Source organism: Pseudomonas sp. PARCl1 (assembly GCF_947311875.1).
Lineage (GTDB): Bacteria > Pseudomonadota > Gammaproteobacteria > Pseudomonadales > Pseudomonadaceae > Aquipseudomonas > Aquipseudomonas juntendi.
Genome location: NZ_CAMZMX010000014.1, coordinates 87,025 through 113,578, shown reverse-complemented (window position 1 = coordinate 113,578; position 26,554 = coordinate 87,025). Strand labels below are relative to the sequence as shown.

General features: G+C 60.6%; 30 protein-coding genes and 1 pseudogene. 1 reads left to right on the top strand and 30 read right to left on the bottom strand.

Annotated elements, in window-relative coordinates; genetic code table 11:
* Positions 1-195 precede the first annotated feature (195 nt).
* The 3 genes from QME24_RS10740 to QME24_RS10730 all read right to left on the bottom strand — a co-directional run bounded on the left by QME24_RS10740 (position 196) and on the right by QME24_RS10730 (position 2,990).
* Positions 196-1,158, bottom strand: a complete 963-nt coding sequence (locus tag QME24_RS10740; protein WP_029888098.1) for a DMT family transporter — start codon at positions 1,156-1,158, stop codon at positions 196-198.
* A gap of 134 nt (positions 1,159-1,292) precedes the next feature.
* Positions 1,293-2,786, bottom strand: coding sequence for a polyphosphate:AMP phosphotransferase (gene pap / locus QME24_RS10735; protein ID WP_054881871.1), 1,494 nt, complete (start codon positions 2,784-2,786; stop codon positions 1,293-1,295).
* 12 nt (positions 2,787-2,798) lie between these two features.
* Positions 2,799-2,990, bottom strand: coding sequence for a hypothetical protein (locus QME24_RS10730; protein ID WP_281690842.1), 192 nt, complete (start codon positions 2,988-2,990; stop codon positions 2,799-2,801).
* On the opposite strand from QME24_RS10730, the gene mnmC reads away from it, so the two are divergent.
* Positions 2,989-4,959 (top strand): bifunctional tRNA (5-methylaminomethyl-2-thiouridine)(34)-methyltransferase MnmD/FAD-dependent 5-carboxymethylaminomethyl-2-thiouridine(34) oxidoreductase MnmC, encoded by a 1,971-nt coding sequence (gene mnmC, locus QME24_RS10725; protein ID WP_281690841.1) that lies wholly within the window; start codon positions 2,989-2,991, stop codon positions 4,957-4,959. The two genes, QME24_RS10730 and mnmC, sit on opposite strands and share 2 nt — an antisense overlap.
* A gap of 340 nt (positions 4,960-5,299) precedes the next feature.
* Here the strand turns inward: mnmC and QME24_RS10720 are convergent, their stop codons facing one another.
* From QME24_RS10720 to QME24_RS10590, 27 genes and pseudogenes are all read right to left on the bottom strand, one after another.
* Positions 5,300-5,797 (bottom strand): DUF2514 domain-containing protein, encoded by a 498-nt coding sequence (locus QME24_RS10720; RefSeq protein WP_019752303.1) that lies wholly within the window; start codon positions 5,795-5,797, stop codon positions 5,300-5,302.
* Positions 5,794-6,240 (bottom strand): structural protein P5, encoded by a 447-nt coding sequence (locus QME24_RS10715; RefSeq protein WP_232892970.1) that lies wholly within the window; start codon positions 6,238-6,240, stop codon positions 5,794-5,796. Before QME24_RS10715 ends, QME24_RS10720 begins: the two co-directional genes overlap by 4 nt.
* Before the next feature lie 55 nt (positions 6,241-6,295).
* Positions 6,296-7,381 (bottom strand): hypothetical protein, encoded by a 1,086-nt coding sequence (locus QME24_RS10710; protein WP_232892969.1) that lies wholly within the window; start codon positions 7,379-7,381, stop codon positions 6,296-6,298.
* A 12-nt stretch (positions 7,382-7,393) separates the two neighbouring features.
* Complete coding sequence (locus tag QME24_RS10705; RefSeq protein WP_281690840.1) at positions 7,394-9,370, bottom strand: sialidase family protein; 1,977 nt, start codon at positions 9,368-9,370, stop codon at positions 7,394-7,396.
* A gap of 56 nt (positions 9,371-9,426) precedes the next feature.
* Positions 9,427-12,480, bottom strand: coding sequence for a host specificity factor TipJ family phage tail protein (locus QME24_RS10700; RefSeq protein WP_232892925.1), 3,054 nt, complete (start codon positions 12,478-12,480; stop codon positions 9,427-9,429).
* Complete coding sequence (locus QME24_RS10695) at positions 12,477-12,854, bottom strand: hypothetical protein (RefSeq protein WP_060479756.1); 378 nt, start codon at positions 12,852-12,854, stop codon at positions 12,477-12,479. Before QME24_RS10695 ends, QME24_RS10700 begins: the two co-directional genes overlap by 4 nt.
* Before the next feature lie 2 nt (positions 12,855-12,856).
* Positions 12,857-13,342, bottom strand: coding sequence for a DUF1833 family protein (locus tag QME24_RS10690; RefSeq protein WP_060479757.1), 486 nt, complete (start codon positions 13,340-13,342; stop codon positions 12,857-12,859).
* Positions 13,339-13,797, bottom strand: a complete 459-nt coding sequence (locus QME24_RS10685) for a transposase (RefSeq protein WP_232892926.1) — start codon at positions 13,795-13,797, stop codon at positions 13,339-13,341. The genes QME24_RS10690 and QME24_RS10685 overlap by 4 nt, the downstream gene beginning before the upstream one ends.
* 3 nt (positions 13,798-13,800) lie before the next feature.
* Positions 13,801-16,212, bottom strand: a complete 2,412-nt coding sequence (locus QME24_RS10680) for a phage tail tape measure C-terminal domain-containing protein (RefSeq protein WP_232892927.1) — start codon at positions 16,210-16,212, stop codon at positions 13,801-13,803.
* 46 nt (positions 16,213-16,258) lie between these two features.
* The gene (locus QME24_RS10675; protein WP_232892928.1) at positions 16,259-16,582 is read right to left on the bottom strand and encodes a superinfection immunity protein; all 324 of its coding nucleotides are present in this window, start codon (positions 16,580-16,582) and stop codon (positions 16,259-16,261) included.
* 59 nt (positions 16,583-16,641) lie between these two features.
* Entirely contained in the window at positions 16,642-16,809 is a 168-nt protein-coding gene (locus tag QME24_RS10670; RefSeq protein WP_155500297.1) for a hypothetical protein, read from the bottom strand.
* Between the two features lie 92 nt (positions 16,810-16,901).
* On the bottom strand, positions 16,902-17,336 hold the full coding sequence (locus QME24_RS10665) for a phage tail assembly chaperone family protein, TAC (protein ID WP_060479761.1): 435 nt from the start codon (positions 17,334-17,336) through the stop codon (positions 16,902-16,904).
* Between the two features lie 8 nt (positions 17,337-17,344).
* Positions 17,345-17,788, bottom strand: a complete 444-nt coding sequence (locus tag QME24_RS24750; protein ID WP_348650968.1) for a phage tail tube protein — start codon at positions 17,786-17,788, stop codon at positions 17,345-17,347.
* A gap of 54 nt (positions 17,789-17,842) precedes the next feature.
* Positions 17,843-18,004, bottom strand: a pseudogene (locus tag QME24_RS24745) (phage tail tube protein); the annotation flags it as partial.
* 140 nt (positions 18,005-18,144) lie between these two features.
* Entirely contained in the window at positions 18,145-18,513 is a 369-nt protein-coding gene (locus QME24_RS10650) for a DUF3168 domain-containing protein (RefSeq protein WP_232892929.1), read from the bottom strand.
* On the bottom strand, positions 18,510-18,995 hold the full coding sequence (locus tag QME24_RS10645; RefSeq protein ID WP_232892930.1) for an HK97-gp10 family putative phage morphogenesis protein: 486 nt from the start codon (positions 18,993-18,995) through the stop codon (positions 18,510-18,512). Before QME24_RS10645 ends, QME24_RS10650 begins: the two co-directional genes overlap by 4 nt.
* Positions 18,988-19,329: a phage head closure protein gene (locus tag QME24_RS10640; protein WP_232892947.1), complete on the bottom strand. Its 342-nt coding sequence runs from the start codon at positions 19,327-19,329 to the stop codon at positions 18,988-18,990. Before QME24_RS10640 ends, QME24_RS10645 begins: the two co-directional genes overlap by 8 nt.
* Positions 19,329-19,805, bottom strand: coding sequence for a head-tail connector protein (locus QME24_RS10635; RefSeq protein WP_196128055.1), 477 nt, complete (start codon positions 19,803-19,805; stop codon positions 19,329-19,331). Before QME24_RS10635 ends, QME24_RS10640 begins: the two co-directional genes overlap by 1 nt.
* 3 nt (positions 19,806-19,808) lie before the next feature.
* Positions 19,809-20,033 (bottom strand): hypothetical protein, encoded by a 225-nt coding sequence (locus QME24_RS10630; protein ID WP_232892931.1) that lies wholly within the window; start codon positions 20,031-20,033, stop codon positions 19,809-19,811.
* Positions 20,034-20,074: 41 nt separating this feature from the next.
* Positions 20,075-21,331, bottom strand: a complete 1,257-nt coding sequence (locus tag QME24_RS10625; protein WP_232892932.1) for a phage major capsid protein — start codon at positions 21,329-21,331, stop codon at positions 20,075-20,077.
* Positions 21,332-21,340: 9 nt separating this feature from the next.
* A complete protein-coding gene (locus tag QME24_RS10620; protein ID WP_019752319.1) occupies positions 21,341-22,042 on the bottom strand; it encodes an HK97 family phage prohead protease in 702 nt (233 codons plus the stop codon).
* Positions 22,039-23,373, bottom strand: a complete 1,335-nt coding sequence (locus tag QME24_RS10615; RefSeq protein ID WP_019752320.1) for a phage portal protein — start codon at positions 23,371-23,373, stop codon at positions 22,039-22,041. The genes QME24_RS10620 and QME24_RS10615 overlap by 4 nt, the downstream gene beginning before the upstream one ends.
* The gene (locus tag QME24_RS10610) at positions 23,366-23,530 is read right to left on the bottom strand and encodes a hypothetical protein (RefSeq protein WP_019752321.1); all 165 of its coding nucleotides are present in this window, start codon (positions 23,528-23,530) and stop codon (positions 23,366-23,368) included. The genes QME24_RS10615 and QME24_RS10610 overlap by 8 nt, the downstream gene beginning before the upstream one ends.
* An 11-nt stretch (positions 23,531-23,541) precedes the next feature.
* The gene (locus QME24_RS10605; protein ID WP_019752322.1) at positions 23,542-25,251 is read right to left on the bottom strand and encodes a terminase TerL endonuclease subunit; all 1,710 of its coding nucleotides are present in this window, start codon (positions 25,249-25,251) and stop codon (positions 23,542-23,544) included.
* The gene (locus QME24_RS10600; protein WP_010952646.1) at positions 25,251-25,634 is read right to left on the bottom strand and encodes a phage terminase small subunit; all 384 of its coding nucleotides are present in this window, start codon (positions 25,632-25,634) and stop codon (positions 25,251-25,253) included. The genes QME24_RS10605 and QME24_RS10600 overlap by 1 nt, the downstream gene beginning before the upstream one ends.
* A gap of 143 nt (positions 25,635-25,777) precedes the next feature.
* The gene (locus QME24_RS10595; RefSeq protein ID WP_019752323.1) at positions 25,778-26,152 is read right to left on the bottom strand and encodes an HNH endonuclease; all 375 of its coding nucleotides are present in this window, start codon (positions 26,150-26,152) and stop codon (positions 25,778-25,780) included.
* Complete coding sequence (locus QME24_RS10590) at positions 26,143-26,499, bottom strand: hypothetical protein (RefSeq protein WP_019752324.1); 357 nt, start codon at positions 26,497-26,499, stop codon at positions 26,143-26,145. The genes QME24_RS10595 and QME24_RS10590 overlap by 10 nt, the downstream gene beginning before the upstream one ends.
* Positions 26,500-26,554: the final 55 nt, after the last annotated feature.

Genomic DNA, 26,554 nt, shown 5'->3' with positions numbered 1-26,554 from the left:
GCACCAAGGCGTTCGCGCGCAAATCCCACAGGAATAATTGGCCCGAAACAAACGTAGGAGCGAGCGCAGCTCGCGATGCGCCGCGCGGGCGGCGCTCGCTCTAACAGGCGCTGCATACCTTGTGGCAAACACCTGTCAGCCCTGATGCGATCCCCGTGGGAGCTGGCTTGCCAGCGATGGGGCCAGTACAGGCGATCAAGGAACATGGGCCAACCGCGCCCTGCGGGCACGCCAGCCGGCCACCAGCGATGGCCCCAACGCCACCAGGGCCGAGCCGAACACCACCGTCACCGCCCCCACATAGCCCAGCGCATTGATGTCTTCAGCGTGCACATAGTCAGGCCATACCAGCGCCGCCAACGCCACTGCAACAAAAGTCACCAGCGGCGTCAGTGCCAGCGTGGCACTCACCCGTGATGCCTCCCAGTGCGCCAGCGCTTCGGCGAACGCGCCATAAGCCACCAGGGTATTCAGGCAGCACGCCAGCAACAGCCAGCCCTGCACCGGGGTCAGTTGCAACGCCTGCAGCGGGTGCACCCAGGGCGTGAGCAGCGCGGCGCAACTGAGGTAGATCACCATCATGACCTGCTGCGAATGCCACACCGTCAACAACTGCTTCTGGCTCAGGGCATAGAACACCCAGATGCTGGTGGCCAGCAATATGGTCAGCACACCCGTGGTGTAGGCCCCCAGCGAGGTCAGCAGTTCGTCCAGGCGCTGGTTGAAGAACAGGCCAAACCCCGCCAGCAGCACCAGCAGCCCTACACCCTGCCCCAGGCTGAAGCGCTCACGGAATACGAACACACTGGCCACCAGCAGCAACACCGGGCCAATCTGCACCACCAACTGTGCAGTACCCGGGCTAAGCAGGTTGAGCCCGATCAGGTACAGCACGTAGTTGCCCATCAAGCCGAAGACAGCAACGGCCACCAGGCCCTTGCCCTTTGCTGGCAGTTTACGAATGGAGGGCAACCGCCGCTGGGCCGCCAGCCAGGCAAACAGCAGGCCGCCCGAGACCAGCAAGCGGTACCAGGTGACGGTGATCGGGTCGACCACTTGCAGTACCTGCTTGAGCTTGATCGGCAGAATGCCCCAGAGCAGCGCCGTCAAGAGTGCCAGGAACAGGCCATAGCCCCAGCGGCCGGAAGTGGTATGCATAAAGTCCTCGATCAAGCCCGTGGTGGCGATTGCTTGATTCTACGGGCTTGCTGGGGAGGTGCGGGGGAACGTGCCGAGAAAAGAATTCATCAGGTCATTCTTTTGCAGCATGGCTTGAGGCCAAACCCGGCAATCTACTTCTTGTGCTTGGCAAACGCCGCCTCAAGCGCCTCGTTGATGGTGCGCAGCACCTTCACCCGGGCCCAGCGCTTGTCGTTGGCCTCTACCAATGTCCATGGCGCAATCTCGCTGCTGGTACGGTCGACCATGTCCCCCACGGCCTGGGCGTAGTCATCCCATTTGTCCCGGTTGCGCCAGTCATCCTCGGTGATCTTGTAGCGCTTGAACGGGATCTGCTCGCGCTCTTCGAAGCGCTCCAGCTGGGTCTGCTGGTCGATGGCCAGCCAGAACTTGACCAACACCACCCCGGCGTTCACCAACTGTTCCTCGAAATCATTGATCTCGCCGTAGGCGCGCATCCAGTCAGCCGGCGTGCAGAACCCCTCTACCCGCTCCACCAGCACCCGCCCATACCAGGAGCGGTCAAAAATGGTGAACTTGCCCCGCGCCGGAATGTGCCGCCAGAAGCGCCACAGGTAAGGCTGCGCGCGCTCTTCTTCGGTGGGCGCGGCAATCGGCACGATACGGTACTGGCGGGGGTCCAGCGCAGCGGCCACCCGGCGGATGGCCCCGCCTTTGCCGGCAGCATCGTTGCCTTCGAACACCGCCACCAAGGCATGGCGGCGCATGCGCTTGTCCCGCAGCAGCCCGGCGAGGCGGGCCTGCTCGGTTACCAGTTGTTCCTGGTAATCGGCCTTGTCCAGGCGCACGCTCAAGTCCAGCGCCCCCAGCAGGCTGCGGTCATCGATGCTACGCCCCAATGGGGCCACGTTCCCCTGGTGCTTGCCCTTGGGGTTGTTGGCCAGCGCGGCCTGCAAGCTTTCCAGCAGGATGCGCCCGACCGCCAGGCTACGGTAGTTGGGGTCGACCCCCTCGACGATGTGCCACGGTGCATAATCGCGGCTGGTACGGCGCAGCACGCGCTCGCCAAAGCGTACGAAGCGGTCGTAGGTTTTCGACTGCTGCCAGTCCAGCGGGCTGATTTTCCAGCTGTGCAACGGGTCGTCCTTCAGCGATTTCAGGCGCGCCTTCATCTGCTTCTTGGACAGGTGGAACCAGAACTTGATGATCAGCGCACCTTCGTCGCAGAGCATTTGCTCCAGGCGTTCGGCGCCGGTGATGGCCTGGTCGAGCACGGCATCCTTGAGCACCCCGTGCACCCGCCCCTGCAGCATCTGGCTGTACCAGTTGCCAAAAAACACGCCCATCCGCCCCTTCGGCGGCAAGGCCCGCCAATAGCGCCATGCCGGCGGCCGGGCCAGCTCTTCGTCGGTCTGCTGGTCGAAGGTCAGCACATCGATCATGCGCGGGTCCATCCACTCGTTCAGCAGCTTTACCGTCTCACCCTTGCCAGCGCCTTCAACGCCGTTGATCAGCACGATCACCGGGAAGCGCGCCTGCTGCTTGAGTTCGTACTGGGCTTCGAGCAGGGCCTCGCGCAACGCGGGCACCTCGGCGTCGTAAGCCTCCTTGTCGATGCTATGGCCGATTTCGGCGGATTCGAACATGCAATGGCTCCTTCAATGGATAACCAAGACTAGCGGAATTCGAAGCTGCAAGCTGCAAGCTGCAAGCTGCAAGCTGCAAGCTGCAAGCTGCAAGAAAACGTAAGCCATGCCACCATCTGCTTTTTCTAGCCACTTGCGACTTGCGACTTGCCACTTGCCACTTGCCACTTGCAACTTGCCACTCATCTCCAGCGAACCAGCCATGCCTGAACCCACCCTTCTCCAGCACGCCCAGATCGACTGGGACGACCAGGGCCGCCCCCATTCGCGGCAGTACGACGACGTCTATTTCGCGGTCAACGAAGGCATCGAAGAAACCAAGCATGTGTTCCTCGGCCAGACCCGCCTGGCCGAACGCTTCGCCAACCTGCCCGCACACAGCAGCCTGGTGATCGGCGAGACCGGCTTTGGCACCGGCATGAACTTCTTCTGCGCATGGCAATTGTTCGACCAGCATGCGCCCAGCGGTGCACGCCTGCATTTCGTCAGTGTCGAAAAGTACCCCCTGGGCGCTGCCGACATGGCCCGCGCCGTACGCCTGTGGCCGGAGCTCGCCGCCTACACCGAGCCGCTGCTGGCCCAGTATGTGGCGGTGCACCCCGGCTTTCAGCAGTTCACCTTCGCCGAAGGCCGGGTCACCCTGACCCTGCTGATCGGCGATGTGCTGGAGCAGCTGCCGCAGCTCGATGCACAGGTCGACGTGTGGTTCCTCGACGGCTTCGCCCCGGCCAAGAACCCCGACATGTGGACCCCGCAGCTGTTCGCCCAGCTGGCGCGGCTGTCCCACGCCGGAACAGTGCTGGGCACCTTCACCACCACCGGCTGGGTGCGCCGCAGCCTGGTCGAAGCGGGCTTCGCCATGAAGAAGGTTCCGGGTATCGGCAAAAAGTGGGAAGTGATGAGCGGCGCCTACGTCGGCGCCCTGCCCGCCCCTGGCGCCCCCTGGTATGCACGCCCGCCCGCCACGCCGGGCCCGCGCCAGGCACTGGTTATCGGCGCCGGGCTCGCCGGCAGCGCCAGCGCGGCCAGCCTGGCCCGGCGTGGCTGGCAGGTGACCGTGCTGGAACGCCATGACGCCGCCGCGCAGGAAGCCTCGGGCAACCCGCAGGGGGTGCTGTACCTCAAGCTGTCCGCCCATGGCACGGCGTTGTCGCAGCTGATCCTGTCCGGCTTCGGCTACACCCGGCGCCAGCTCGAACGCCTGCAACGGGGCCAGGACTGGGATGCCTGCGGCGTGCTGCAACTGGCGTTCGACGCCAAGGAAGCCGAGCGCCAGGGCAAACTGGCTGGCGCGTTCGACCACGACCTGCTGCACGCGCTGCAACGTACCGAGGCCGAAGCCGTCGCCGGCGTCGCCCTGCCGGCTGGCGGGCTGTTCTACCCCGAAGGCGGCTGGGTCCACCCGCCTGCCCTGTGCCAGCAGCAGTTGCAGCACCCTGGTATCCGGCTGGTGACCCACCAGGAAGTCATCGAGCTGCGCAAAGTGGCTGACCAGTGGCAAGCCTGGGCCGGCGAGCGCCTGCTGGCCAGCGCGCCGGTGGTGATTCTGGCCGCAGCCGCCGAGGTCCGCCGCTTCGACGCCTGTGCCGGGTTGCCGCTCAAGCGCATCCGCGGCCAGATCACCCGCTTGCCGGCCACCGTCGGCAGCCGGGCACTGCGCACCGTGGTGTGCGCCGAGGGCTACGTGGCACCGCCGCGTGGCGATGAACATACCTTGGGCGCGAGCTTTGATTTCAACAGTGACAACCTGGCGCCGACGGTGGCCGAACACCAGGGCAACCTGGCGTTGCTGGACGACATATCGACCGACCTGGCACAACGCCTGGGCGTGGCAACGCTGAACCCTGAGCACCTGCAAGGGCGGGCCGCATTCCGCTGCACCAGCCCGGATTACCTACCGATTGTCGGGCCGCTGGCCGATGCACAGGCGTTTGCCGACACCTACGCGGTACTGGCGCGTGATGCGCGACAGGTGCCGCAAGCCCCTTGCCCCTGGCTGGGCGGGCTGTATGTGAACAGCGGGCATGGCTCGCGCGGGTTGATCACCGCGCCGTTGAGTGGGGAATTGCTCGCGGCGTGGGTGTGCGGGGAGCCGCTGCCGGTGCCTCAAGGCGTGGCGCAGGCTTGCCATCCTAACCGGTTCGCCCTGCGCAGGCTGATACGGGGCAAGTGATGGAACCGGGGGCTGCGGTGCAGCCCAATCGCGACACCGGGCCGTTCCGGCAAGGCAAAACCGGTGTCGCGATTGAGCAGAAAAGCGTCGCAGGCCGCAGCCGCATATAACAGATTGTTCTAAAACTCTCATAAAGCACATGGGTCAGTTCCTTAAGGTGCCCTAATCCGGGGCATCACTTCCCCAACGGAAAAACCGGTAAGGACTTATGTGCGGATTAGCAGGAGTATTGGAAAAGGGGGTTTTAAAGGCTTTCAGGGGCTATAAATCCCCCTGAATCCCCCATAAAAAACCTCTTTTGGTACAAAAAGTGGTACGAGCAATCCGCACTACTCCTCCTCTATTTTCTGCCGAGCAAGGCCTCGTACTCTTGCTCGCACTGCTTCCCAGCTATTCGGGCGCGGTCATAAGCCTGCGCCAACTCTCGATTCGTAGCGACAGACCGGTCGAGCAGGTCGGAGAGCACCATGGCGGCGCGGGTGGCTGCCTGGCCTCTGGAGACAGCGGCGGTATCCGTGCTGGGGCAACTGACGGTGGCGGCGAGCTTGCTGGCTTCGTCGCGCAGCCGCTGGCCAGCAGCATTGGCGTCAGCAGCGCCAGCATCAGCAATCGTTCTTTCTTCATGCGCTTTTACCCTCGCCTCTTGCTGCGCGTCTGCGCTCCGGTGTTCTTCCTGGCGCGCCGATCGTTCGCCGATGACCTCGGCTAGCCGGTCACCGCTGTCTCGTTGGGCTGATGCCTGCCCCGCGTTCGCTCGCTCTACCGAGCGGCCGTGCTGGTAGGCCGCCCAGTGGGATCCCAGCAGCACAGCAACCGCCAATATGGCCCAGCCCTTCATGCCAGAGCCCGCCGGATACCCTCGTCGATTACCTCGGCCTTGTACGGATTGCTGCCGTTCTCGTGGACGATGATGCCGACCACGGCTTCGCGCAGCACCTGCGGCTTGGAGATGTCGATAGAGTCGCGCACGCCCACACCCAGGCGCTTGGCGATAGCCTGCGCGTACGCCAGGGTGTTGTTCTCGGTGCTGGGCGCCCAACGGCTGATGAACTCCAGCGGGGTGTCGATGCCAGGCCGGCCAAGGCCGGGCATCCCATCCTTGCCTCGATAGTTGAGCAGCAGCTTGCCCAGGGCACGAATGCCGTTCTCAGGATGGTCAAAGCGAGCGAAGCGCGGCTTGGCCACGCCTACCTCAAGGCCCAGCTGCCCCTGCCAGGCGTTGCGCGGGTTGTAATCGATGTTGCCGGGGTTCCGGTTACGGATGCCGCGAGGTGTGGACATGCTTTTCTCCAGGCGAAAAAAAGCCCGCGCTGGGCGGGCCGCATAAGTTGACAGATCAGTTCTTGTTCCACTGAATGCTCAACATCGCATCAAATGGCAAAGCGCCTGCTGAAACGGCCTTGAATTGACCTATGTTCTCGGCTGCGTAGGGTGATAGCAATACGACCCCGTTAGCAGCCTGGACGGCCCCGGAGAACTTCGAGATCGTGCCAAGGCCAAGCGCGTCGGACTCCCCATATGAGTTGGTAGCAGGATCGTACCAGCCCACTCTGTCATAGTTGTTTGGGGGGAAAATGATGCGCCCATCTGCGACAGGAGCGGATCCGCGAAACTTCGCGCCACCGGCCGGGGCTGGAATGGTGTATTGCGTATTGGAACGCCAGCGGTAGATGGAGATGGTGGTTGCGGAGTAAGGGGTGCAAACCACGTCACCACTAGGAAGCTTGGACGATCCATGATAGGCAGATGAAACTATGCCAGTCGGCCCATTTGAAACGGTGTTGGTTACAGGGTCGTAGAGCTTGAACGCTTGCGAACTGAACGGGATAAGCAAGATCTTTCCGTTTGGCAACTCTTCAGCACCGCAGAAATATGGGCTCCCCGTTCCTCCGTGCGCAGGCCCTTCAGTAAATTCGTTGGTGACCGGATCATAAATACCGATGGTTGTCTTGGTCCCAGGCACCAAGATAACTTTGTTCGTGATGCTTGAAACGACCGCCCCGAAATATCCGATTGTTCCCGAGCCGAGCACGGGCCCAAGCCTGAATTCCTTACGCAGAACATCGTAGAGACCGATGCTAGGAGAAAGCAGCGGCGCCATTACCACCAGGCCGGTGTCGGCATGATAGCAACCACCCCTAAACCGAGCGGAACCAACAGGAACTGCGTCAGCTTCCGTGTAGGTGCCTGCCACAGGGTCAGATATTCCAACGTTTCCTTTGCTGTAAGGAATATGGAGCACCTTCCCGCCAGGAATATTCACCGCACCATAGAACTTCTCTGCATTACTGCCAGCAGATGGACCTGAAGTGTATGTATTAGGTTTGGTGCCTGAAAAACTCCTGATGGCCTGATCCATCTTGTAGGACTGTACTGAGAACGACGACACTTTATGACCGTATGCCTGAGCACGCATTGCCATGGTTTGAATTCCTTATGGATTTGCAGGATCGCTGACGACGCTGACGCGCGGTGCGCTTGTTCCAGAAACAATATCTTGCTCGAAGACTTTCGAAATACGGATTTGCTTATTGGTCACCCGACCATTGTCGTAAATCACATATATAGCGCCGGCTTCGCCGAAGGCTACGATCGGATAAGAGACTTGGATATTTGGGTCAGGCTCAACGACCTTTTTGTAGGCGTATGTCTGACCTTCATCGTCTGAAAGACCGACAGTCAGCGTTCTTCTTACGCCGTCGTTGTTCCAGCACAGAAGAACGCGCCCAGAAGAAGATCGCCCAAGCCACATCCGTGAAGATGAGCTTGGCACGGCCGCGGTATAGTCCTGCCAAGGCGTCCATGTCTTCATCAGATCTTTGCTGACCGAGTACTGCACCTGCGAGGGTTCATTGGCTACGCCCCAGCGAAGCAGCGCCAGCACGCTCCCATCCGAGCGCTGAACAAACTCGGTTTCGAAGAATCCGCTGTACTGCCCGTTGTTGTTCGGGGGCAACTGTGCAATATGCTTCAGTTTCTGTCCGCGCCAGTCGATTTCGTAGATGTGCGGGCCTACATGGTCCATGTACAGAGGTGGCTCAAGCGCATTGAACCTCCACCCGTCCAGGGCGATGTACCACTTGCCGTTCACTTCGACAGGGCGCCTTGGATCCCCAAAGTAGGACAGCCGGAAGGGCTGACCCCACACAGGGAATTCGGCATTTGGATTCTGGCAAATCACTGCCCAGGCACCGCCCACGCCATCGTAATGTTGGTTGTTTCCGATCACTCCGTGGAAGAGCCATAGCCTTCCATCTGGGTCGGTCCAAAGCATCGGGTCAACAATTTGATTCCCAGGAAATTCTGGAGAATATGTCAGGTACCCATACTCTTTTACGGTAAGGCAGTCATCGTCTGAGTAGGCAAGAACTGCAAAGTTTCCGGGCCCCTCTCCTGGCTCAGAGGTAACCTGGCTGGTATCTATTTCTTTGTTCTCGGCGCGCCATGCTGCCCAGAATCTAGAGGTTCCTGTCTTTGCAATTGTCGCTGTCGCCTGATAGTTCCTATCCGCCAACCTATAAACTGGGTCTTGTGTATTTCTTTCAATCCTTGCTGGAGAATCTACAAATACCCAAGTCGGGCGCGCCTCCAGCGATGACTCGATATCCAAGCAGGATGTGATTTTCTTACTTAGCGTGTCGATGCTGAAAGCGACTGTGCCATCTTTGCACAGATAGGTCAGGGCATTGACTGAGTCCGGCAGTGTCTCATACGCAGGAAAGTTGCTGCGATCAACATGACCAGCATCACCTTCGAGCACTTCAGACTTCTTGTTGATTTCAAGATCGAAAAAGTGCTTTCGCCTCTGCGTGTCGATGCGACCAACAGGCGCGCCGTCGATAAGCTGGATCACTGCATTAGGGTTGTCGCTTGGAAGCGCTTGAAGAATAGCCCCGTCCAATACCAGTTCACTCGCGCCAGAGAGTTGGTTTTCGGTTCGATAAAACCGTGCATCGACCGTTGCTGAATTTGCAGGCTGGTTCACGAACCGTAACCAGACCTTTGTGGTGTTGTTCCATGCATACCAGCCATTCAGGTTGGGATCCTGATCGCCATCGACCACCGCAACGACGGCGTCTCGCGTCTGTGGATCCGCATTCATTGCCGCATACGACGTGTAGCGCTTGTTATTGAGGTCGTCGCCAAGGTTGGCGGCGGTCTCCTCCATCTGGGAGATGGCAGCAGCCGCTGTCGAATTGACCGCCTCCTGTGCAGCTTCGACAGTTGGATCAATCTGGGCTTTCGCATCGATAACCAAGTTGTGGTAGGCCTGCCACGTGTAACGCTGACGCCCAAATCTATCTGTAAACGTTTCTTCCAGACTGACCATGCCCTCATCAAATCCGATGGCGTTGTCGTTTAGATCGCGCGGGTCATTGCTGGGAGCCGGGTTATTGGTGTTGTAGCGCATGGGATCTCCGGGCACAAAAAAGCCCGCACTTGGCGGGCATGCTCGTCAGGGTCCGGTCAGGCCGGCGGGAATAAGTCGTCGTAGGTGTAAACGCGGGCGTCGTAGGGCATTCCCTTCATCGCCACATTGCCGTTTGCGGGATCGGAACTGGTGATCAGCACCGGGTACGCCCACCGCGAGGCCGGGCCGAACAGGATATGCGGTGGCTCAAACGGCCCGTCGACCTCGGGCGTGAAGTCGAGGGCATCCACCAGCACCGTGTACTGGTCCACCTGCGTGGCAGTCCATGGCCCGGACAGAGTGCCGTCCAACTTACGCAAGCCGATCCGGTGCTCGCCACCGGCGCTGAAGTCCAGTGGCTCCGACGAGATCAAAAGCGTTCCCGATCCAGTGACCTCGAAGGCCAGCAGAATCGCGCTCTGGCACCGCTTTGGCGCGTCATCAGCAACGGCCGCGAAGCTCAGATAGCCGCTGTTGCTGCCGTCCATCTCGGTTTCCCAGGTGTAGGTGTCGGTGCGGAACTTCTGGTGGCCACGTCGACGCATGCCGAACCGCCACGCCCTGGCCTTCTCGCTGACCCCCGGTATCTTGACCTTCTCGACCTTGATCCCGAGGTCGCCTGGCCATCGGCACTCAACCGTCTCCCAGGCCCACGTCTCGCGGGAGAAGTACTCCACGTCCACACCGTCGAAGTCGTTGATCGACGGCATCGCACCGCTGATCTTCAACATCTTGGTCATGTTCTGCGGCGAGTACGTCTGGGTCTTCGGGCCGTAGGTCACATCGAACGCTGCCCGAGCACTGTCCCGCACTGGGCGCAGCAGGCCCCGGAAGGTAACCAACTCACCGAATCCGCACGCCAGCGCATTGTTCACCATGTCCTTCACGGTGATCGTTGCGTCGAGCGTGTCGTCGTAGGTGTCGCCGCGGGCTACACAGATTTCGTGGAAGGCCTGCCATTCGGGAAGATCGAGGTCTTCATCGGTATAGCCGCGCTGCTTCAGCTGGTAGATGCACCAGGGCACGATGTCACGCACTGGCCCAGCACCCCCATCCAGCAGTGGCAGGATGCGGGTAACCTCGGCGTTTACCTGGCTCTCGGACTGCGCTGAAAGCCGGTCACCGCCACGGATGGTGCAGGTCATCACGGTCAGGCCGGGGTAGCTGGTTGGCGAGCTCTGCATGCGGCCGCGCAGGTCAGTCCACGTGGCGTCGTCATTGGCTTCTTCATTGATCCGGCCTGGCCTATCCTTGGCAAGTTTGCGCACCCTCGCCTCAGCTCGCATCGGATAGGGCAGCGCTACACGCTCAGTGAATCCTTGCGCGTCCCGACTGCCCCCGACATTGGTGATCTCGATGACCGTCCACGCGCCGGCGATATCCATGTCTCGGTATTCAAACGCGTAGTACGTTGGAATCTCATAAAACTGACCTTCCCGACCGATCCCGAGGAGACCGCCGGCATAGGTGATGGTCCATTCGAGCTCGGTTACCTTCTCGTTTTCAGGGCAGCAGGCGAACGGCCCACGGTAACCACCCTGCAGGTTTGAAGCATCCAGCGTAACCAGGCCGTTCACGGTCTGCATGTTGTCGAAGCCCGGCCAACCAGCATCCACGGCGCCGGAGGATGTCAGGCGCTCCACCTCCAGCAAGCTGGTGCTGAATGCCGTGATCCGGTACCGCAACCCGCGGGGGCCAATCGTCGCCAGGCCCTGCCCAAGTGCCAGCCCTACCACCGGCTCGCCCCCGTCATAGTTCAGGGTCATTTCGGCAGGCTGCTCTGGCGTTCCACTGGTGGTCGGCGTGCCCGTCACGCGGACAGGAGACGAACCCAGGATAGTGGCCGCGCCCGAAGCCGTGATTGCCTGCCCTGTAAATGGGGTCAGCTCGACAAACCTCAGTCGTCCGCTGATCTGCTGAGCCTGGATGGGGGCTCCACCGAGCTGGCTGTTCAGTTCATAAACAAGGCCGTCTAAGTCGGCTATCGCCGTGCTCAGCGTTACCGGGTAGGTGGACCCGCCGCGCGCCAGGGTGAAGCTCAGCGGCGTGACATTGAAGTCATACCGGCTTGGAGCTGCCGACCCAGTGAGAGTCGATGCAGTGCCTGGGCTGGGTGGAATGGCTGGACGGTATGGTGTGTAGCTGTACACGACGTACAGCCCAGCGTTCGCCCCCGCCACTTCGATCGGCATGCCAGGTGCTGGATTCAGCATCCACAGAGGCCCGCGGACAATGTCGCGCCCAGCGCCACCGTCGATCACTGTGTAGGTGTACGGGGCCAGCGCCCTGACGATGACACCGTTCGACCAGTCTGCGGGGAACTGGCCGGACCCAGCAGGCACGCTGATGGTGTCACCCACGAACTGGTAGGCCGAAGCAGTAGCGGACCGGGTGAGGTCCGTGGCCACGGTCAGTTCCAGGCCGGCAGAACCGCTGGAGCTTGCCCCTACCTCCGGGACGTTGAACCAGTTGATATGGGCCGGATCACCAGACAGGTCAGCGCCTGGCGGGTAGATCGTGAACTCGGCGTCGGCGCCCAAAGATATCAGCGGGGTTTCCCCTACCTTCACCTTGGTGGTCGGTACCTGATACTCACCCTCACCGATGTACAGCAGCATTTCCACCCGCTGATCACGCGGCGCAACATGAAACCGGCGAGGCTGGGCCAGGTAGGATGGGTAGACCCGTTGGTGTCCAGCGATCTGACGTACCGGGTCGCCAAGCTTTACCTTGTTGCCCTTGGCGCTGGCTTCGGTCAGGGGGTCGCCCTGCTGGGTGCCAGCGCTGGACGGCATACCGGGCATCTTGGGCATGATCGACTTCAGGACCGCCTTGGCACCCTTGAACAGGGCAAAGGTGATGGAGAATGGGTCGGTACCCTTGGGCTCACGGTAGATCTGTAACAGGTCTGATGGCTTGAATTGGACCTTGTGCCACAAGCGCTGCTCGATCACCTCATCATTGAGGACAATGCTGATTGGCGGGCTCTCGCGGCGCTCGTAGGACGGGGCCAGCGACTTCAGCCAACCCTCGATAGTCATCCGGCGGTCGGTCTTCCAGGTGCCCAGCGGAGCCGTGTTGCTCAGCTTGTTCGGATAAAATTCGATCATCGGTAGTACACCACCCTCGGGTGAGCGGCTTCGAACTCGCCAGTGGTCCGGAGGCATGCACCGCCGGGGTTTGTGTCCAGCACCTTCAGCCTGCCTTCGCTTTCCACCACCACGCCGACGTGCAGGCACAGCGAGCCTCGGAACACGGCGGCGATTGCCCCTGGCTCTGGCGCGCACTCTTCCATTCCTTGGCGAAGGTCGTGATAGGCCTCGGTGTTGGCCCTGAGCCTGTTCTTGCCCACGGCGCCGAGGCTGGGCAGCAGCGGCAGGCCGAACAGTTCATGGCGTACCGCGATGCACAGCCCCCAGCAATCGAAGGCAATAGGACCCCTTGCACCCTCGCGGTACGGGGCGCGCATGAATTTCTCGATCATGGTCAGATGTACTTCAGGCCAGGTGCCAGGGAGGTGGTCAGGACGGTGCGCAGACCGTTGGTGTTGAGCAGGTCGAAAAAGCCGGCGGTGAGCTGAGCGATATCGGTGTCGGTGTCGTACTCCCGGCTGAGCAGTGTCATTCGGTATCGCTCCTGGGGGAACGAAAGGTCTTCAGCCAAGTACCTGCGCACAGTGATGATGAATCGCTTACCGCCCTCCTTGCTGGCCTCGATTACCTCCTGGACCTCACCGGTGACGTTATCCAGACCCATGACGATGTTCTGGAACCCGCTGTTGTCGTTGGCTGGCAGGGCATAGTCCATGGCCATCGCCGTGAAGGTCAGCGTCCGCCCGTCTTCCGTCGTGCAGGTCCGATCTTCATAACCAGCACAGTAGAGATGGGAGACTTCGCTCCCAAGCTCCCTGCCCTCCACGGTATCCACCAGCTCGCCTCTGCCCGAGGCGTAACATTCCTCGATCAGGCTCATGCTTTAGACCACTCCCTATTAATTGCCAGATCAATAATGCTCTTGCCAAACCATAAGTCAGGAAACTGCTCCCAGCCCTCCGGCATAAGCGGACGCCGGCGAAGCTCCAGCCTGACCGAGTAACGCCAAAAAGAGAGCTGAACAAGGACTGGCCCTTCATATATCTGGAGAAACCTAGCCTCGTAAGGCTTCGTTCCTTCAGGCGTCTGGAGCGGGCAGTTGAACCACTCAAGGCCATTCCCCAAAGTCCTGGCATACCATGCTTCAAAGAACGAAGCCTGGGCCTCATTGAATATGAAGCTCGCAGAAACATATGTCGGTACATAACTATGCCGGATACGTCGTCTGGATCGCCCTGTAACCATTGATGTCCTGATCATCGGGTCAACTGTTTCGAGCGAGTAATTTTCCTGCAATGGCCAAGGTAGTTGCTTAGGGAAATCGATTGCTGCCATAAATCAACTTCCTCGCCTGGTTAGTCCATAGGCATCTTCAAGTGCTTGGGCTCGTTCGCCGCCGCCCCATATATCCGCGACAAATACGTCGGCGCGTTCTTGTCCATTAGGATCTGTTCGACGTTCAACTGTGCCCGCCTTGTTTCGATCGCCAATGATGTTGATGACAGTGCCGCCGCCCCCGCCATTGGAACGCAAATCTTCCAGGGTGCGATCCAGCTTCGCGCTGGTCGCGGCTGTGGTGACTCGCTCGCCCTTTTGCAGCAACCAAGTGCCGTCCTCGGGCACCGAGTCGATGCCGTCGTGCGCCATGCCGGCCACAGAATTGATCACCGACATGAAACTTCCCGCCGACCCCATGGCCGACGCGGCGGCAGCCGGAGCAGCAAAAGGACCAACCAAGGGGATCGCTGCCGTCGAGGTAAAGGCGTTGAGCGCCGCCATGGCAACCTGTGCCGTTCCCCACTGGATCAGCATCCGGAGGGCCGTTTCAGCAAATGTGGCAGCCATGTCGGAGAACGACAGCTTGCCGGTAGTGACAAACCCGTAGAGGGCATCAGTCAGCCCAGTGAACGTTTCAGCGCCAGCGCTCTGCATGTTGCTGTACAGATCCATGCTGGCCTGGGCCTGGTTGGCAATGCCGCTGATGAAGCCGGCAGTTCCATTCTGCTGCAGCCTGTCTAGGTCCTCGTAGTACTTCTCCTGCATGGCGCGGCGCTTTTCGAGGGCATCCTCAAGGATCGCCGTCTCTCGCTCGTACGCCGAGTCGGAAACGTCGCCGCCCTCATGCCGCTGCCGAAGGTCTTCAAGCTGGTCTTGGTAATCCTGCTCGATCGCCAGCAGATCCAAAGCACGCTGCTTCATTTCGTCACTGCTGTAGGCATTCAGCAACGGCGCGTCCAAGGCGCGCTGATCAATGTTCAGTTGCCGCTTCACGCTTGCGTCAAACCCGGCGACAGCCTTGTCATCCTCCTTGGCCTGCTTCAGCTTGTTCAGCTGGTCCAGTTCAGCGGCCAGGCCCTTCAGGCGTTCTTGCTGCTTGGCGCTCAAGCCCTGCAGGTTGCCCGATTCCAGTTCGAACTGGAGCTTGGCCACCTCGGTGGCCTGCTTGCGCTTGTCCGTCTCGGTGTTGATCAGGGCAATTTGTCGCTTGTAGCCTTCCTCGGCTGTGTCGAACTGGCCTTGGAGTTTCTTCGCTGCGGCTTCAGCGGCTTTGGCGGCTTCTTGTTGGGCGGGCGTCAGCGCGGTGAAACTGCCAAGTTGGCCCTTGCGCAGCTCTGCTAGCAAATCGGCAAGCTCTTTGACTTGATTGGTGCTCCCCTGGCCTGGCTTTTCGTCAAACGAGGCCATGAGATCGCCGTACCCTATGGCCAACTCTCCCATCTTCGCCTTCGCATCGCCGATGGTCTTTCCCATGGCATCAACGTTTTTGAAGGCGTTGTAGATCCTGACCGGTGGCAGATACCTATCCCACCACTTTGCATCCTCCCCGCCGACCATTGCGTTATCGACATCAGAAAGTGTCTTGAGGCCAATACCTAGTAGGTGTATGCCTGCAACAGTACCAACAGCGAACTTTCCAAGCGCCCTAAAACTCGCAGCGAGATCATCAGAAACACGCTTGGCTAGCACTCCGTTTATGGTCGTGTCGCTAAGCCTGGTTGCGAAATTCGCAAGAGTCGGCAGCAGAGCGCTTGTGATTTGATTGCCAAGGCCGCTGATTGACTGTTCGACCAACCAGTTAGCAGCCTTCAGCTCCTGAGCCGCACGAATAGTTTTCTCATCCATGATTGAACCAGCCGCGGCGGCTGCATCGCCGAATCGATTGAATCCTTCGGAGTTATTCCTCAGAAGCGGTAACAGCGCCGTGGCGTCACTTGCGATCGCCTCAAGATAGAAGGTCATATCCGACTGGCTGACCTTAGCTTTCTCGAGAGTGGACACATACAGCCCTAAAGCCTGGCTTCCACTTAAGTTCCGGAATTGATCAGCCGTGACGCCGACCTTGGGCGCGACCTGCTCGAAAAAGTCCGCCATCCCGCCGCCGCCGGTGTTTAGGAAGTCACCTACCTTATCGTTCACGTCCTTGAGGATGTCAGCAAGCTTGTCTTGCTCTACGCCTACTGTTTTTGCCCCCACTGCAAGCTTCTGGAAGTCTGTAGTGCTGACGTTCGCGACCGACGCCAGATTGGTTATTTCCGAGGCGGAATTGATGGCCGAAACTGTCATTGCGGTTATGGCGGTTATGCCAGTCGCCAGGCCCGCGCCGATAGCTGTACCTACTGCCTTGGCATTCTTCTCGATCTGCTTCCGCCACTTTTCTGAGCTGCGCTCAGCCTTATCCATGCCGGCAACAAAACCGCCTACTTGGGCAATGACATCAAGAGTCAAAGTGCCGAGAGATCTTGACGCCATTATTTTCTCCGGACATTAAAAAACCCGCACTTGGCGGGTTTCCATTTCACTTTAGTATTCGAGACTTCTCCCGATCGAACTCCTCGGCAGTTAAAGCCCCGCTGTTTCGGAGAGCCGAAATTTTCTCAAGCTCTTCATACCTAGACGAACTACCGACTCTCTGAACCTCCTCAACTGGAACTGGCTTGCTTATGAATGCCCATATCAGGCAAACGAGCCACACAACACCAGTCCACCCCAAAAGGAGATTCAACATAAAAATCGCTGTGTAATTCTCATGATGCCGCTTGAAAGCAATCATCATAGGGAGAAAGTACAAAACAAACGAGACAGCAAAAATCAAATAAGAGGTGCCGGTGATTAATTCCATGGCCAATCCCTTTGGTCGAAACCTGCCAATTTACCATCATCGCCAGCAGGGTTGCACCACTACGCCCATGTAGCCTTGGCATCCTCCAGGGAGATCGGCTTGTCGTCCTTATCGTGCGGCGTGAAGTCCTCGACGGTGTAGGGCTCTGGCCGCTTCTTCGGGTCGCGGGCTTGGTTGGCCAGGATCATGGCCAGCAGGGCCGTAGAGCGCTCGACCCGCATGCCCATATGCAGCGAACCCCGGCGCTGCCGGAATTTAACCCAGGACCTGAACTCGCGCAGGCTTAGGTTTTCCTTGGCCTGCGCGATCGTGCAGCCGCCTACACCGGAGAGGACGAGTTCGTGCCAGATTTCGTCTCGCTCGGTGAGTTCTTCGTCTTTCCCAGGTCGTTCACCTCTTGGATAGCAAACAGAAGGGCGACGGACAGTGCGCCATCGAGAGAGCCGAGGCGTTTGGTACTATCGGGGTCTTTTTCCAGTTCAACTGGATCGAGCGGCCCGTGGGTAATGTCCAGCGGGCTGCTAAACACCGGGTTGCCGTGCTCGTCACAGATGGATGCGGCAATGCGGCCAGCGATGCTGTCCTGCTTGCTCGCTACCGAGATCACATCACTCACCGCAGTCTGGTAACCCATCGGACGAACGTAGACGGTGGCAGTGAAGTCAGTATCGTTCTGGCGCCATTTGATTTCCTTTTCCACCGGGCGACCAGTGAACGAGCCAGCGCCCTTGAGCGCGTCGAGTGTCAACTTCATGTTTTACCTCAGGCGTTGATGGTCTTGGGGATCCAGGCAGAACCGCCCGAACGCTGGATGGTTGCCGCCGTGGTAACCGCCGCATTGGCAGCAAAGTCGAACGGGAAATCAGAAACGTAGCCGTCAAACAGGAACCAGGTGCGGGTTGGCGGGAGTACGAAATCATCAGCCTCGCCCAGTACTGCAGTCGCAGCAGCGCCAGTACCAGCTCCGCCAGTGAACGAGACCGTTGGCCTGGTGGTGTACCCGGTACCAGCATTGGTTATATCAAATCCGACCACCTCGCCGTCCTCGATAATCGCGGTCGCAGCAGCACCAGTACCGCCACCACCAGAGAACGCAACGGTCGGAGCTGAGGTGTAGCCGGCGCCGCCACTGGTCAGTTCTATGGCCGCCAGCGCGCCAGCAACCCCAACTGTCGGCTTGATGTCCTTGCCGTCCGACCAGCCCACCACCCAGCGAATGCTCTCGATCGTGTCGTCTTCCGAGATCTGGTGCAGGCGAACATGGGAGGGGTTGCGTGGGTCGACGTTGAGGGTCAGCGAAGCCTGGCCAGGGGTACGCAGACCGCGCAGGTACTTACGCACAGTGTCACTGAGGCAGGTCACTTCAACCTGGTCGGCCGGGTTGCCACCTGGGCTGAAGGCGGTGGCGCACTCAACCTCCATGACTTCAAATACAGTGGGGTTTGAAGCTTTGGGCACCAGGGCATAGACCTGGGTACCCTGAGCGAGAATCGCCATGGGTTTCTCCAATTGCGGGCAAAAGAAAACCCGCACTGGGCGGGCTATTGGGGTTGGTTTCAGCTCTAGCGGTGGACCATCCAATCCACGTCAAAACTGGTTCGATAATTCTTGGTCTCGGGGTCGCGGCCCTCGGTACCCCAGCGGGTGACGTAGGCCTCAAGTTCAACCGCGTCACGGATGGCATCACGAACCTTCCTGGCGGAATCGCCAGTAGCGGCATACACATCGACCTGCAGGGTGAAGCCGTCCAGATCAGGGCGCCCAGCCAGGTAGTTCTCAGGATTACCGTTGACGATCTGCCACACGGCATATGGCTTGGCCACACCCTGCTCAGCCTCCCCAAACGAGTAGAGACGAATCGCGGTTCCGCTGCCGAGCAACGCGGTCACGGCCGTGCTCCGCAGGCAGGCCTGTACAATGGGTGGTGTCATGCCGTGGCCCCCCTCCTCGCTGCGCGCCGGATAGCGCGGTCGATCGACTTCTCGTACTCAGTTACGAAAGTGTTGGTCACCTCGCTGATGCTGTTGGCCAAGGCCGGGCGCATGAACGGCACTGCAGCCATCTTCTCGGTGCCGAACTCAAGCAATCGCCAGTGAGGTGTGGGGGCATTCTGGCTCAAGTCCCCGCCATTCTTGAGTACCGCGCCGTGCAGCACGCCGATCCGGAAACCCAGGTCGCCGGTGCGCTTGAACAGCCGCCCGTTCCAGCGCAGCACGATGTTGTCGGCAATCGAGCGGCCAGTTGCCTTGTCATCAATACGCTCGGCGCCGGCCTTGGCCTTTTGCACTACCACTTGGGCAGCCTTCCTTAGCGCTGCCCGTCCACCCTTGCGGCGAATGTCGTAGCTGACGGCATCCAGCTTGCCGAGCAGGCTATCCAGGCCAGTGATGGAGAACTCGACACCGTCAACCATCCTTTACCCCCTTCTCGACCAAAATCGTCAAGTAATCCAGCCCGGACTTAGCGTCAGCCAGGGGCGGACCGACGATGCTATATACATCGTCCCGGTACAGGATGCGCATGGTAGGGAGCACGCCCGGGCGGTAACGGATCACCATGCGGCCGGTGGCCTGCGCCTGGCCGGCCTGCGCCGCGATGAAGTCTCTGGCCGACAGGTCTTCGACACTGGCCGGGCATTTCTCCCAGCGGGTCACCCATTCAGGTTCACCGAACTCCAGGGTATCCGGGTCACGCACCGGTCGCAGTTCCTGAATGTCGATGCGGTGCCGTAGCCTACCGGCCTGCATCACACACCCATCCGGATGCGGTAAGGCATCAGTAGGTGCTGAGACGCCAGCGGTAGCTCAGTGGCGATCGTGCCGGTGACGACATCCTCGCGGTTGGCGAACAGGTGACCCAGTTTGAGCAGGCAAGCCGCCTGGATGGCAGGGTTCAGCACCATGCCGTAGGCGATGGAATCCGCCACGTCGTAGGCGTCCGCCAGCGCTTTGCGTGCGTATTCCAGCTGCCGGCAGCGCAGGGTGTGGTCCTGCTCAGCCTCAGCGGCAGCTACGGCTGCTGCGTTGGCTTCCTTGGCTTGCTGCATTGCCGCTGGCACACCAGCGCGGGCAGCATCAAGCGCCACCTGGTCAAGGTAAAAACGGCGGTTGAGGAACTGCATGGCCGCCTCCTCCGCAGCATCGAGCTGCGCCTGGACCAGCACCTGGTCGTCAGGCTCAGCCAGCAGGTGGTGCATGGCCAAGTCGATGGCGATCACGGACATGGATCACTCCTTGGCCTTGGTGGATGCTCCCTTGCCGCCCTTGTTGGTCGGCTCCGGGGCCTTCTTGTTCTCGGGTTCCTGGGCTTGCTTCTCGTCGTAGTCCTCGATCAGGCCATTACGCAGCAAGTCGCGAGCACGCAGCTCGTCGACGGTGATCTCCGTGTTGCGCTTAGCGTACTGGCCGTCGTTGTTGAAGCCCTTGATGGTTTTCACTTTGACTTCTGGCATGTGCAGTCACGCCCGGTTTCCCGGGCGCGCTCCTGGGCAGATTAAGGGGTGTCCTCGAACTCGCCGTGTACGAACGATTCAGGGCGGTACACCGCCAACGCCAGGCGCTCCTCGGCGCGGATGGTGACCATGTTGGTGCGGAAGTTGTCGCCGTCCTCGGTGGAGACCTCTACGGCCGCTTCCTCGCGGTCGAACACCTGGGCGGCAATGTTCATCGCGCCGACCAGGAACTCGCCCTCTGGCACCGCGTTGCTGTCCACTACCGGCAGCTTCCAGAGACGCTGCACGCCGCCTTCCTGGACGTTCACCCAGATGTAGGAGCCGTTCGCGTCCTTGGTCAGCTCGATGTCGGCCCAGTCCACCGGGTTGAGGGCGATGGCCGAAGCGCGATACTCGGCTACGCGCACCTGCAGAATCGCTCGGCGCAGGGTGTCGATCTTGGTGTCACCAGTTTTGCGCAGCGCCTCGTTGAAGGCGGTCGCCTGGGGAATGAGGCCCAGCAGGTTCTGGCCGGTACCGTCGCCAGCGAGGAGCTGCTCCTCTTCCTTGTACTTCAGGCCGTAGATCGCGCGGCCGTTGATGTAGCTCTGCAGGAGCGGGATGTCCGAAAGCACCTGCTTGGAAGCGCGGAACCAGTGGGCGATGGTGATGACGTTGGTGGTCTTCAGGCCGAAGGACAGGTCGGACTGGGCTTTCGCAGCGCCCTCACCCGCCTGGGGCGCTGCCATGTTCTGGAAGCCGGTTTCCTGCACGAACTCAACCGAGCTCGAGCCGGTGCGACCCGGCATGATCAGATCGCGGATGGTGAACTCGCGCTCAGGCCCTACCACGATGCCAGGAACGCGGGTCGGTTGGATGCCGGCACCTACGCCACCGGTCCCCGTGGTAGCGCTGGTGATGTTGGTAACGGCCTTGCGACCTACGCGGACGATGCCCCGGCCGCGAGTCTGCAGCGACTTGAAGTCGTCGCACTCGGTCAGCTCCTCGCCAGCCGATTTGAAGTCGACCGGGTCATTGGCGGAGAAGCGGCGGGCCATCTTCTGCTCGATCTCCTGCAGGCGGTCCTGCAGGCCCAAGCCGTCCTTCACCAGGCCATCTAGGATGGTCTTGGTGTCGGCCAGGATGGTGCCGTGCGACTTGATCTCTTCGGCGGCCTTGGCAGCGAATGCCTTGATCTCTTTGTCGCGCTCGTCGAGCAGGTCGTTGACCGCTTTCAGCTGCAGTTTGTCGTCGGCGTGCTCCTTGCGCTGGAACTGGCGATGTTCGGAGCGAGCCTGGTTGCTCATGGCGTTATGCATGATGAATCCTCAAAACGATGGGAGAGAAAGTGCCGGGCGCGACTTCAGCGCCTCGACGATTTCGATTGCTGCCAGGTCGCCCTCGGACTCGCTCCGGAGCAGGTGCTGCAACCCGCGGTTGGCAATCACCGCGGACTGAGTTTTCGAGAAGCCTGCCTCGCGCAGGAGCAGCTCAAATTCCGGCATCGAAGGCAGGCCGCCGTGGGCAAGCTTCGATTTGATGGTGTCGGTTCGCGCCTCGTCGTTGGCCGGCACCGTGACGATGGAGATTTCGATCAAGTCCAGCTTGGTCAGCGTCCTGATCCGAGTCTTCTCGTCGAAGCTCGACTCTCGGACGTAGTAACCAATCGACAAACCGGTGATCGAGCGGGTCTGCATTCCGCGGTACGCGATGCGCGCATACGGGGCGTCCTGCAGCCAGAGCTCGCCGGCGCCGAACAGCCCTCGGTCGTCTTCCTTCATGCTGCCGATGTCCCAGCTGCCGATAGGCTCGCCGGTGCGGTGCTGCCAGAGCACTGGGAAGGTTCGTGCCTTGGCCCTGGCGTCCTCGATCGATTCGAGGAAGGCGCCAGGCGCGACGACCTCGTTGTAGCTGTCGACCACGCCGAACACCGAGCCGTAGCCAGAAAAAAGGCCGTCTTCACCGACAGCCTTTACGTCATAGTCGAAGGAGCGGTACTTGACCGCCGCCAGTCGATCCTTGTGTCTCATGGGGTGTTACCTCTTGGCTGGTCGTTGAGCCAGTCGAGCAGCGCCGCCTTGGCCTGGTTGGCGCCGCCGGGGTCTTCGCCCAGCTTGTCGATCGGCAGCATGTTGGATTGCACGGTGAGCTTTGCCGCGTTACCACCCTCCGGCGGCAAGTTTTCTTTGCGCCGACAGTCGTCCCGGGTGTAGATCCCGTTCTGAGTCATCGAGCTGTAGAAGGCCGCCCGTGCGGCACTGTCCATGCGAAGCAGCCCTTCCGGGTTGAACTTCACGTAGAAGCGACGGCGCTCATCGGGGCGAAGCAGACGCCGGTTGGCGCACATCTCGATGCGTTTGATCCAGGGGAGCAGGGTGAACGACAGGAAGCCGATCATCTGCTGCTCCATGCCAGTGCCCCAGCTGGTGGAGTTCTGCGTGTGCCCCACCATCCACGGCGGCACTCGGAACCAGCGGCAAATCTCCTCGACGTTGAACGCCCTGGTCTGCAGCATCTGGGCATCCTCCGGCGTCATGGAGACCTGTTGGTACTTCATGCCAGCCTCGAGGACCATGGTTTTGCCGTGGTTCGTTGCGCCGGAGAACTGTTTGATCATGTCCTCGCGGATGTCCTTCCGCTGGTCCGGCTTGAGGATCTGGTCGGTGGACAGGACGCCGCCCAGCTTCATGCCGTTGGCGAACATCTTCGCCGCCGACTCATCAGCAGCCATGGCTGAGCCCAGAACCTGCCGGCCATAGGCCAACGGCGAGAGACCACACAATGGGTCTACGCCGAAAGCGCGCACGTGCACCATCTGATCCTCGGTCAACGTGTGAGGCTTGCCGAAGTTGTCGGTGTAGCGGTACTCAATGGAGCCGTCCGCCAGGCGCCGCGGGGGCGACATGTTCTGCGGCAGAAGGAACTCCAGACTCGTCAAGGCACGGCCGCTCTGGTGGGGCTCACAGAATGCATTCCCCTGCAGTAGCAGGCTAGCCATCACGTTCTCCCAGAACTCCACGGGGGTTTGGTCGGCGTTGGGCTGCTGGCTGATGACGAAGTTGACCGGGTGAGAGCTCGCCACCACCGGCGCACCGTTCCTGTCCTCGTACAAGGCGATCGGCAGCGTGGCGATGGTTTCAGCGATCAAGCGCACGCATGCCCAAACAGTCGAGAGCTGGAGCGCCGTCTGCTGGCTGACCACCTTCCCTGAGGCCGAGTCGGTACCGTAGAAGGTGTTCCAGAAGGCGGAGTCGGTTAGGCCGATCTTGCGGCCCGCCCATCCCGCCAGGCTCGATGCCGCTCCCGGCTCGGCCGACTTCACCAGGGCCTGGCCGAGGATCTGCGTGAGTGATTTAGCCACCGATCAACCCCTTGCGAATGAAGCCCGCGGCGATCAGTAGCGAACCGGCAGCGGCCAGCAGCGCGTAACCCAAGCCGGCCAGCACGTATACACCAGCGACGCCCAGCAGCAAGCCGCCGGCGGCAAGCACCAGAAAGATGATCAGGCCAGTTTTCATAGGTAGTCCCGTTAGCCAACCACGATCGGGCTGGCAAGAAAGTCATCGAAGTGGCCGGAGTCATCGATACCGAGCTTGATGGCCACGGCGCAGCCGGTGATCAGGCTCACCATGCCGTCGATCTTGTTCTCCGGGCGCTCCTTGTTGGGGTAGATGTTGTCCTTCACGTCCAGCTTCGCCACCACGTTCGAGGCCATCCACGTCAGCACCGGGCAGCCACCGTGGGCCAGCTTTCGCTGCAACACCAGGGCTTCAACCTCTTTCATGGGCTCACTCAGGTTTTGCACCGTCTGACGCAGCTCAACCATCGGCAATCCTTCGGCGTCCATCTCCTGAGCAAGCTGGGTGGCCTGCCACGGGTCGTAGGCGTAGGCCCGGATGTCGAAGCGACCGGCAAACTCGCGCATGTCCTCTTTGATGACTTCGAAGTCGGTGACCTCTCCGTCGGTCAGGGTCAGCAGGCCGAGAGCATCGAACTCGCGGTACCGCGCGGTGTTGCTGTCCAGCTCCTCCAGCACCCGCGCTTCTGGCAGGTAGTACCTAGCGTGGATATGCCAGAACGGATCGTCGCCATTGGGCGGGAAGATCAGCAGGTTCGCAGCAATGTCGATCTTGCTCGCCAGGTCGAGACTGCCGTAGCAGGGACGGCCCTCCAGTTCTGCAAGGCTCTTTCTGGCCGGGGCCTCTTTCCAGCGCAGCATGTTGAGCCAGGCATTCTTGGCGCCCACCCACTCGTTCAGGTGCTTGGTGCGGAAGGTAGCCTGCTTGGTTGCCGACTGCATCGCGTCACGCTGGCGGGCCAGCAGGAAGTCCTCGCCGACCGAAATACCGAAGTTCGGATTCGCTTTGCGCAGCGCGATCTCACTGGTCCAGTCATCACCATGGTCAATGGTATAGAGCGCCGGCCAGAGATCCGGACGCTCAATGACGCCTTCCAGCATCCGTTCCGAGTCGCGTATCAGCTGGTGGCACGGCCCGCCGATGCTGGAGCCCGCAGTGGTGATGACCAGCATAATGGGCTGCTCGCGGGCGCCCATGCCGGTCTCCATGGTGTCGTAGAGCGTAGAATCTTGATGTTCGTGGTACTCGTCGACCACCGAACAGGACGGCGAAGATCCGTCGCCAGGCTTGCCGATGACCGGCTCGAAGCGCGACCCATCGGCCAGGACGACCATGTTCGAGGCATTCACATCGACGCCATAGTGCTCCCGCAAGTCATCGGTACGCTCGACCATCAGCTTGGCCGGCCTGAACACCTCCCAGGCCTGCTTCTCTGTGGTCGCACCCGAGTAGACCTCGGCGCCGAACTCTCCGTCGGCAACGAACATGTACAGACCCACACCGCCGCCGATGATCGATTTGCCGTTCTTCCTAGGCACGAACACCAGAATCGTCCGGTAACGCCGGGTGCCATCCTTCTTGCGAACCCAGCCGAACGGCACGCAAACCGAGAAGAGCTGCCAGGGCTCCAGCTTGATCAGCTGCTTTTTTCCGCCCCATTTACCCTTGGTGTGCGGCAGAAGCTGCAGGAACTTGGCGACCTTCTCCGCCTTGGCTGGATCAAATTTGTACGGAAAATCCTTGCGCTTGGAGGCAGCCAGGTCATCGAGGTGACGTTTGGCCAGTAGCTGAATCCATTTGCAGACGAGGATCTTCCCGGCGACGACATCCTTGGCGTACTTTTCTGCCGCCTTCATCAGCGGAAATATCACCTTGGCCATTACAGCTCCGCGAATGCATTGCCCTTCGGCGCGTCTTTTTTACCCCCGCCCACCTTGGACCGGTCAGCCGGCGTCATGCCGAACTTGCCGAGCATGGCCTCCAGGCGCACGAGCTTGGCGGCAGGGAAATCGAGGGGGTCGTTACGGAACTGGGCCAAAAGGTTCGCGGCCAATTCTAGGCTGAGTCGGTCGGAGTTGGTCAGCACATCCCGCGGGGCGTACTTCGCGATCTCCTTCCAGGCGTGGAGCACTGCTCCATTGATGTGAGCCGGCGGGGCGGTCAGCTCGCCCACCGGTTCAGCATCCTCGCGGCGCCGCTGGGGGTCTTTCTTGAACGCACCCGTCAGCTCAAGCACGTTCGTCGGCTTGCGCGGTCGGGCCATTTTGGAAACCTGAATTTTGCGGAAATGGAAAAAAGGCTGAGGGCGCGGTGTCCGAGCTAAAAGGCCCAGACTTTGAGGGTGCCCCACCCCCTCAGGGCGTTTTTTGCCCTAAAAACGCGCAGAAATCGGGGTTTTGACGTGTTTCAGCCGCCACGTACACCCCCTATTGACTCTCGCTGGGTCTTCACCTTGTGGCAGTCGTGGTTGATGGCCCTGAGGTTGCTGTCATCGTCCGTGCCGCCGTGGGCCAGCGCGACGATGTGGTCAACTTCATCTGCCTCGCGAATCCTTTCCAGCCTGGTGCAGTCGTCGCACCGGCACAGGTACTGATCACGCTTGAGGATGCGGTCACGCAGCCGACGCCATGGCCGGCCGCCACGACCTGAGCCCTTGCGTGTAGCCCAGGCTTTGGCCTGCTCGGCAGCCAGATCGGCATGGCCGTCACAGTAACCATTGGCATTGCGGTGCAGCGATCGACAGCCTTGGGCTCTACATGGGCGCTGCGGCCTTAACGGCATGGCGTGCCATCCAGGTAGGACCGCGGTTCAGCTTCAGGGTCAGCATCGTCACCGTCAGCCAGCGCCTCGATCAGTGCCAGGTTCTGCGTTGCGATCTGCTCCAGCAGTGCGGTCTGTTTGCGCTGTTCGTCCAGTAAGTCGCTGACGCTTGGCTGCAGCTGGGCGGTGATGCCCGCCTCAAGCACGATCAGCTCACACTTGAGTCGATCAGCTGTCCCTGCCAGGTGTTGAGTCAGTCGCTCGCGCACCTCCGTCTTGATCGGGAACGGAACGCTGACCACCAACAGGTCGCCCTTCTTCGGGCTCAGCTGCTCGATTTGTTGCGAATAGGTTTGCTGCTCGCTCATACGCCACCTTTGTCCACTTGTTGATCCACTCGCGCCGAGCGGCGCATCCACTACA

Bases quoted from the DNA above. Each gene is read 5' to 3' on its own strand.
- QME24_RS10740 (WP_029888098.1), bottom strand. From the start codon at position 1,158: ATGCATACCACTTCCGGCCGCTGGGGCTATGGCCTGTTCCTGGCACTC.
- pap (WP_054881871.1), bottom strand. From the start codon at position 2,786: ATGTTCGAATCCGCCGAAATCGGCCATAGCATCGACAAGGAGGCTTAC.
- mnmC (WP_281690841.1), top strand. From the start codon at position 2,989: ATGCCTGAACCCACCCTTCTCCAGCACGCCCAGATCGACTGGGACGAC.
- QME24_RS10730 (WP_281690842.1), bottom strand. From the start codon at position 2,990: ATGGCTGGTTCGCTGGAGATGAGTGGCAAGTTGCAAGTGGCAAGTGGC.
- QME24_RS10720 (WP_019752303.1), bottom strand. From the start codon at position 5,797: ATGAAGGGCTGGGCCATATTGGCGGTTGCTGTGCTGCTGGGATCCCAC.
- QME24_RS10715 (WP_232892970.1), bottom strand. From the start codon at position 6,240: ATGTCCACACCTCGCGGCATCCGTAACCGGAACCCCGGCAACATCGAT.
- QME24_RS10710 (WP_232892969.1), bottom strand. From the start codon at position 7,381: ATGGCAATGCGTGCTCAGGCATACGGTCATAAAGTGTCGTCGTTCTCA.
- QME24_RS10705 (WP_281690840.1), bottom strand. From the start codon at position 9,370: ATGCGCTACAACACCAATAACCCGGCTCCCAGCAATGACCCGCGCGAT.
- QME24_RS10700 (WP_232892925.1), bottom strand. From the start codon at position 12,480: ATGATCGAATTTTATCCGAACAAGCTGAGCAACACGGCTCCGCTGGGC.
- QME24_RS10695 (WP_060479756.1), bottom strand. From the start codon at position 12,854: ATGATCGAGAAATTCATGCGCGCCCCGTACCGCGAGGGTGCAAGGGGT.
- QME24_RS10690 (WP_060479757.1), bottom strand. From the start codon at position 13,342: ATGAGCCTGATCGAGGAATGTTACGCCTCGGGCAGAGGCGAGCTGGTG.
- QME24_RS10685 (WP_232892926.1), bottom strand. From the start codon at position 13,797: ATGGCAGCAATCGATTTCCCTAAGCAACTACCTTGGCCATTGCAGGAA.
- QME24_RS10680 (WP_232892927.1), bottom strand. From the start codon at position 16,212: ATGGCGTCAAGATCTCTCGGCACTTTGACTCTTGATGTCATTGCCCAA.
- QME24_RS10675 (WP_232892928.1), bottom strand. From the start codon at position 16,582: ATGGAATTAATCACCGGCACCTCTTATTTGATTTTTGCTGTCTCGTTT.
- QME24_RS10670 (WP_155500297.1), bottom strand. From the start codon at position 16,809: ATGGGCATGCGGGTCGAGCGCTCTACGGCCCTGCTGGCCATGATCCTG.
- QME24_RS10665 (WP_060479761.1), bottom strand. From the start codon at position 17,336: ATGAAGTTGACACTCGACGCGCTCAAGGGCGCTGGCTCGTTCACTGGT.
- QME24_RS10650 (WP_232892929.1), bottom strand. From the start codon at position 18,513: ATGACACCACCCATTGTACAGGCCTGCCTGCGGAGCACGGCCGTGACC.
- QME24_RS10645 (WP_232892930.1), bottom strand. From the start codon at position 18,995: ATGGTTGACGGTGTCGAGTTCTCCATCACTGGCCTGGATAGCCTGCTC.
- QME24_RS10640 (WP_232892947.1), bottom strand. From the start codon at position 19,329: ATGCAGGCCGGTAGGCTACGGCACCGCATCGACATTCAGGAACTGCGA.
- QME24_RS10635 (WP_196128055.1), bottom strand. From the start codon at position 19,805: ATGTCCGTGATCGCCATCGACTTGGCCATGCACCACCTGCTGGCTGAG.
- QME24_RS10630 (WP_232892931.1), bottom strand. From the start codon at position 20,033: ATGCCAGAAGTCAAAGTGAAAACCATCAAGGGCTTCAACAACGACGGC.
- QME24_RS10625 (WP_232892932.1), bottom strand. From the start codon at position 21,331: ATGCATAACGCCATGAGCAACCAGGCTCGCTCCGAACATCGCCAGTTC.
- QME24_RS10620 (WP_019752319.1), bottom strand. From the start codon at position 22,042: ATGAGACACAAGGATCGACTGGCGGCGGTCAAGTACCGCTCCTTCGAC.
- QME24_RS10610 (WP_019752321.1), bottom strand. From the start codon at position 23,530: ATGAAAACTGGCCTGATCATCTTTCTGGTGCTTGCCGCCGGCGGCTTG.
- QME24_RS10605 (WP_019752322.1), bottom strand. From the start codon at position 25,251: ATGGCCAAGGTGATATTTCCGCTGATGAAGGCGGCAGAAAAGTACGCC.
- QME24_RS10600 (WP_010952646.1), bottom strand. From the start codon at position 25,634: ATGGCCCGACCGCGCAAGCCGACGAACGTGCTTGAGCTGACGGGTGCG.
- QME24_RS10595 (WP_019752323.1), bottom strand. From the start codon at position 26,152: ATGCCGTTAAGGCCGCAGCGCCCATGTAGAGCCCAAGGCTGTCGATCG.
- QME24_RS10590 (WP_019752324.1), bottom strand. From the start codon at position 26,499: ATGAGCGAGCAGCAAACCTATTCGCAACAAATCGAGCAGCTGAGCCCG.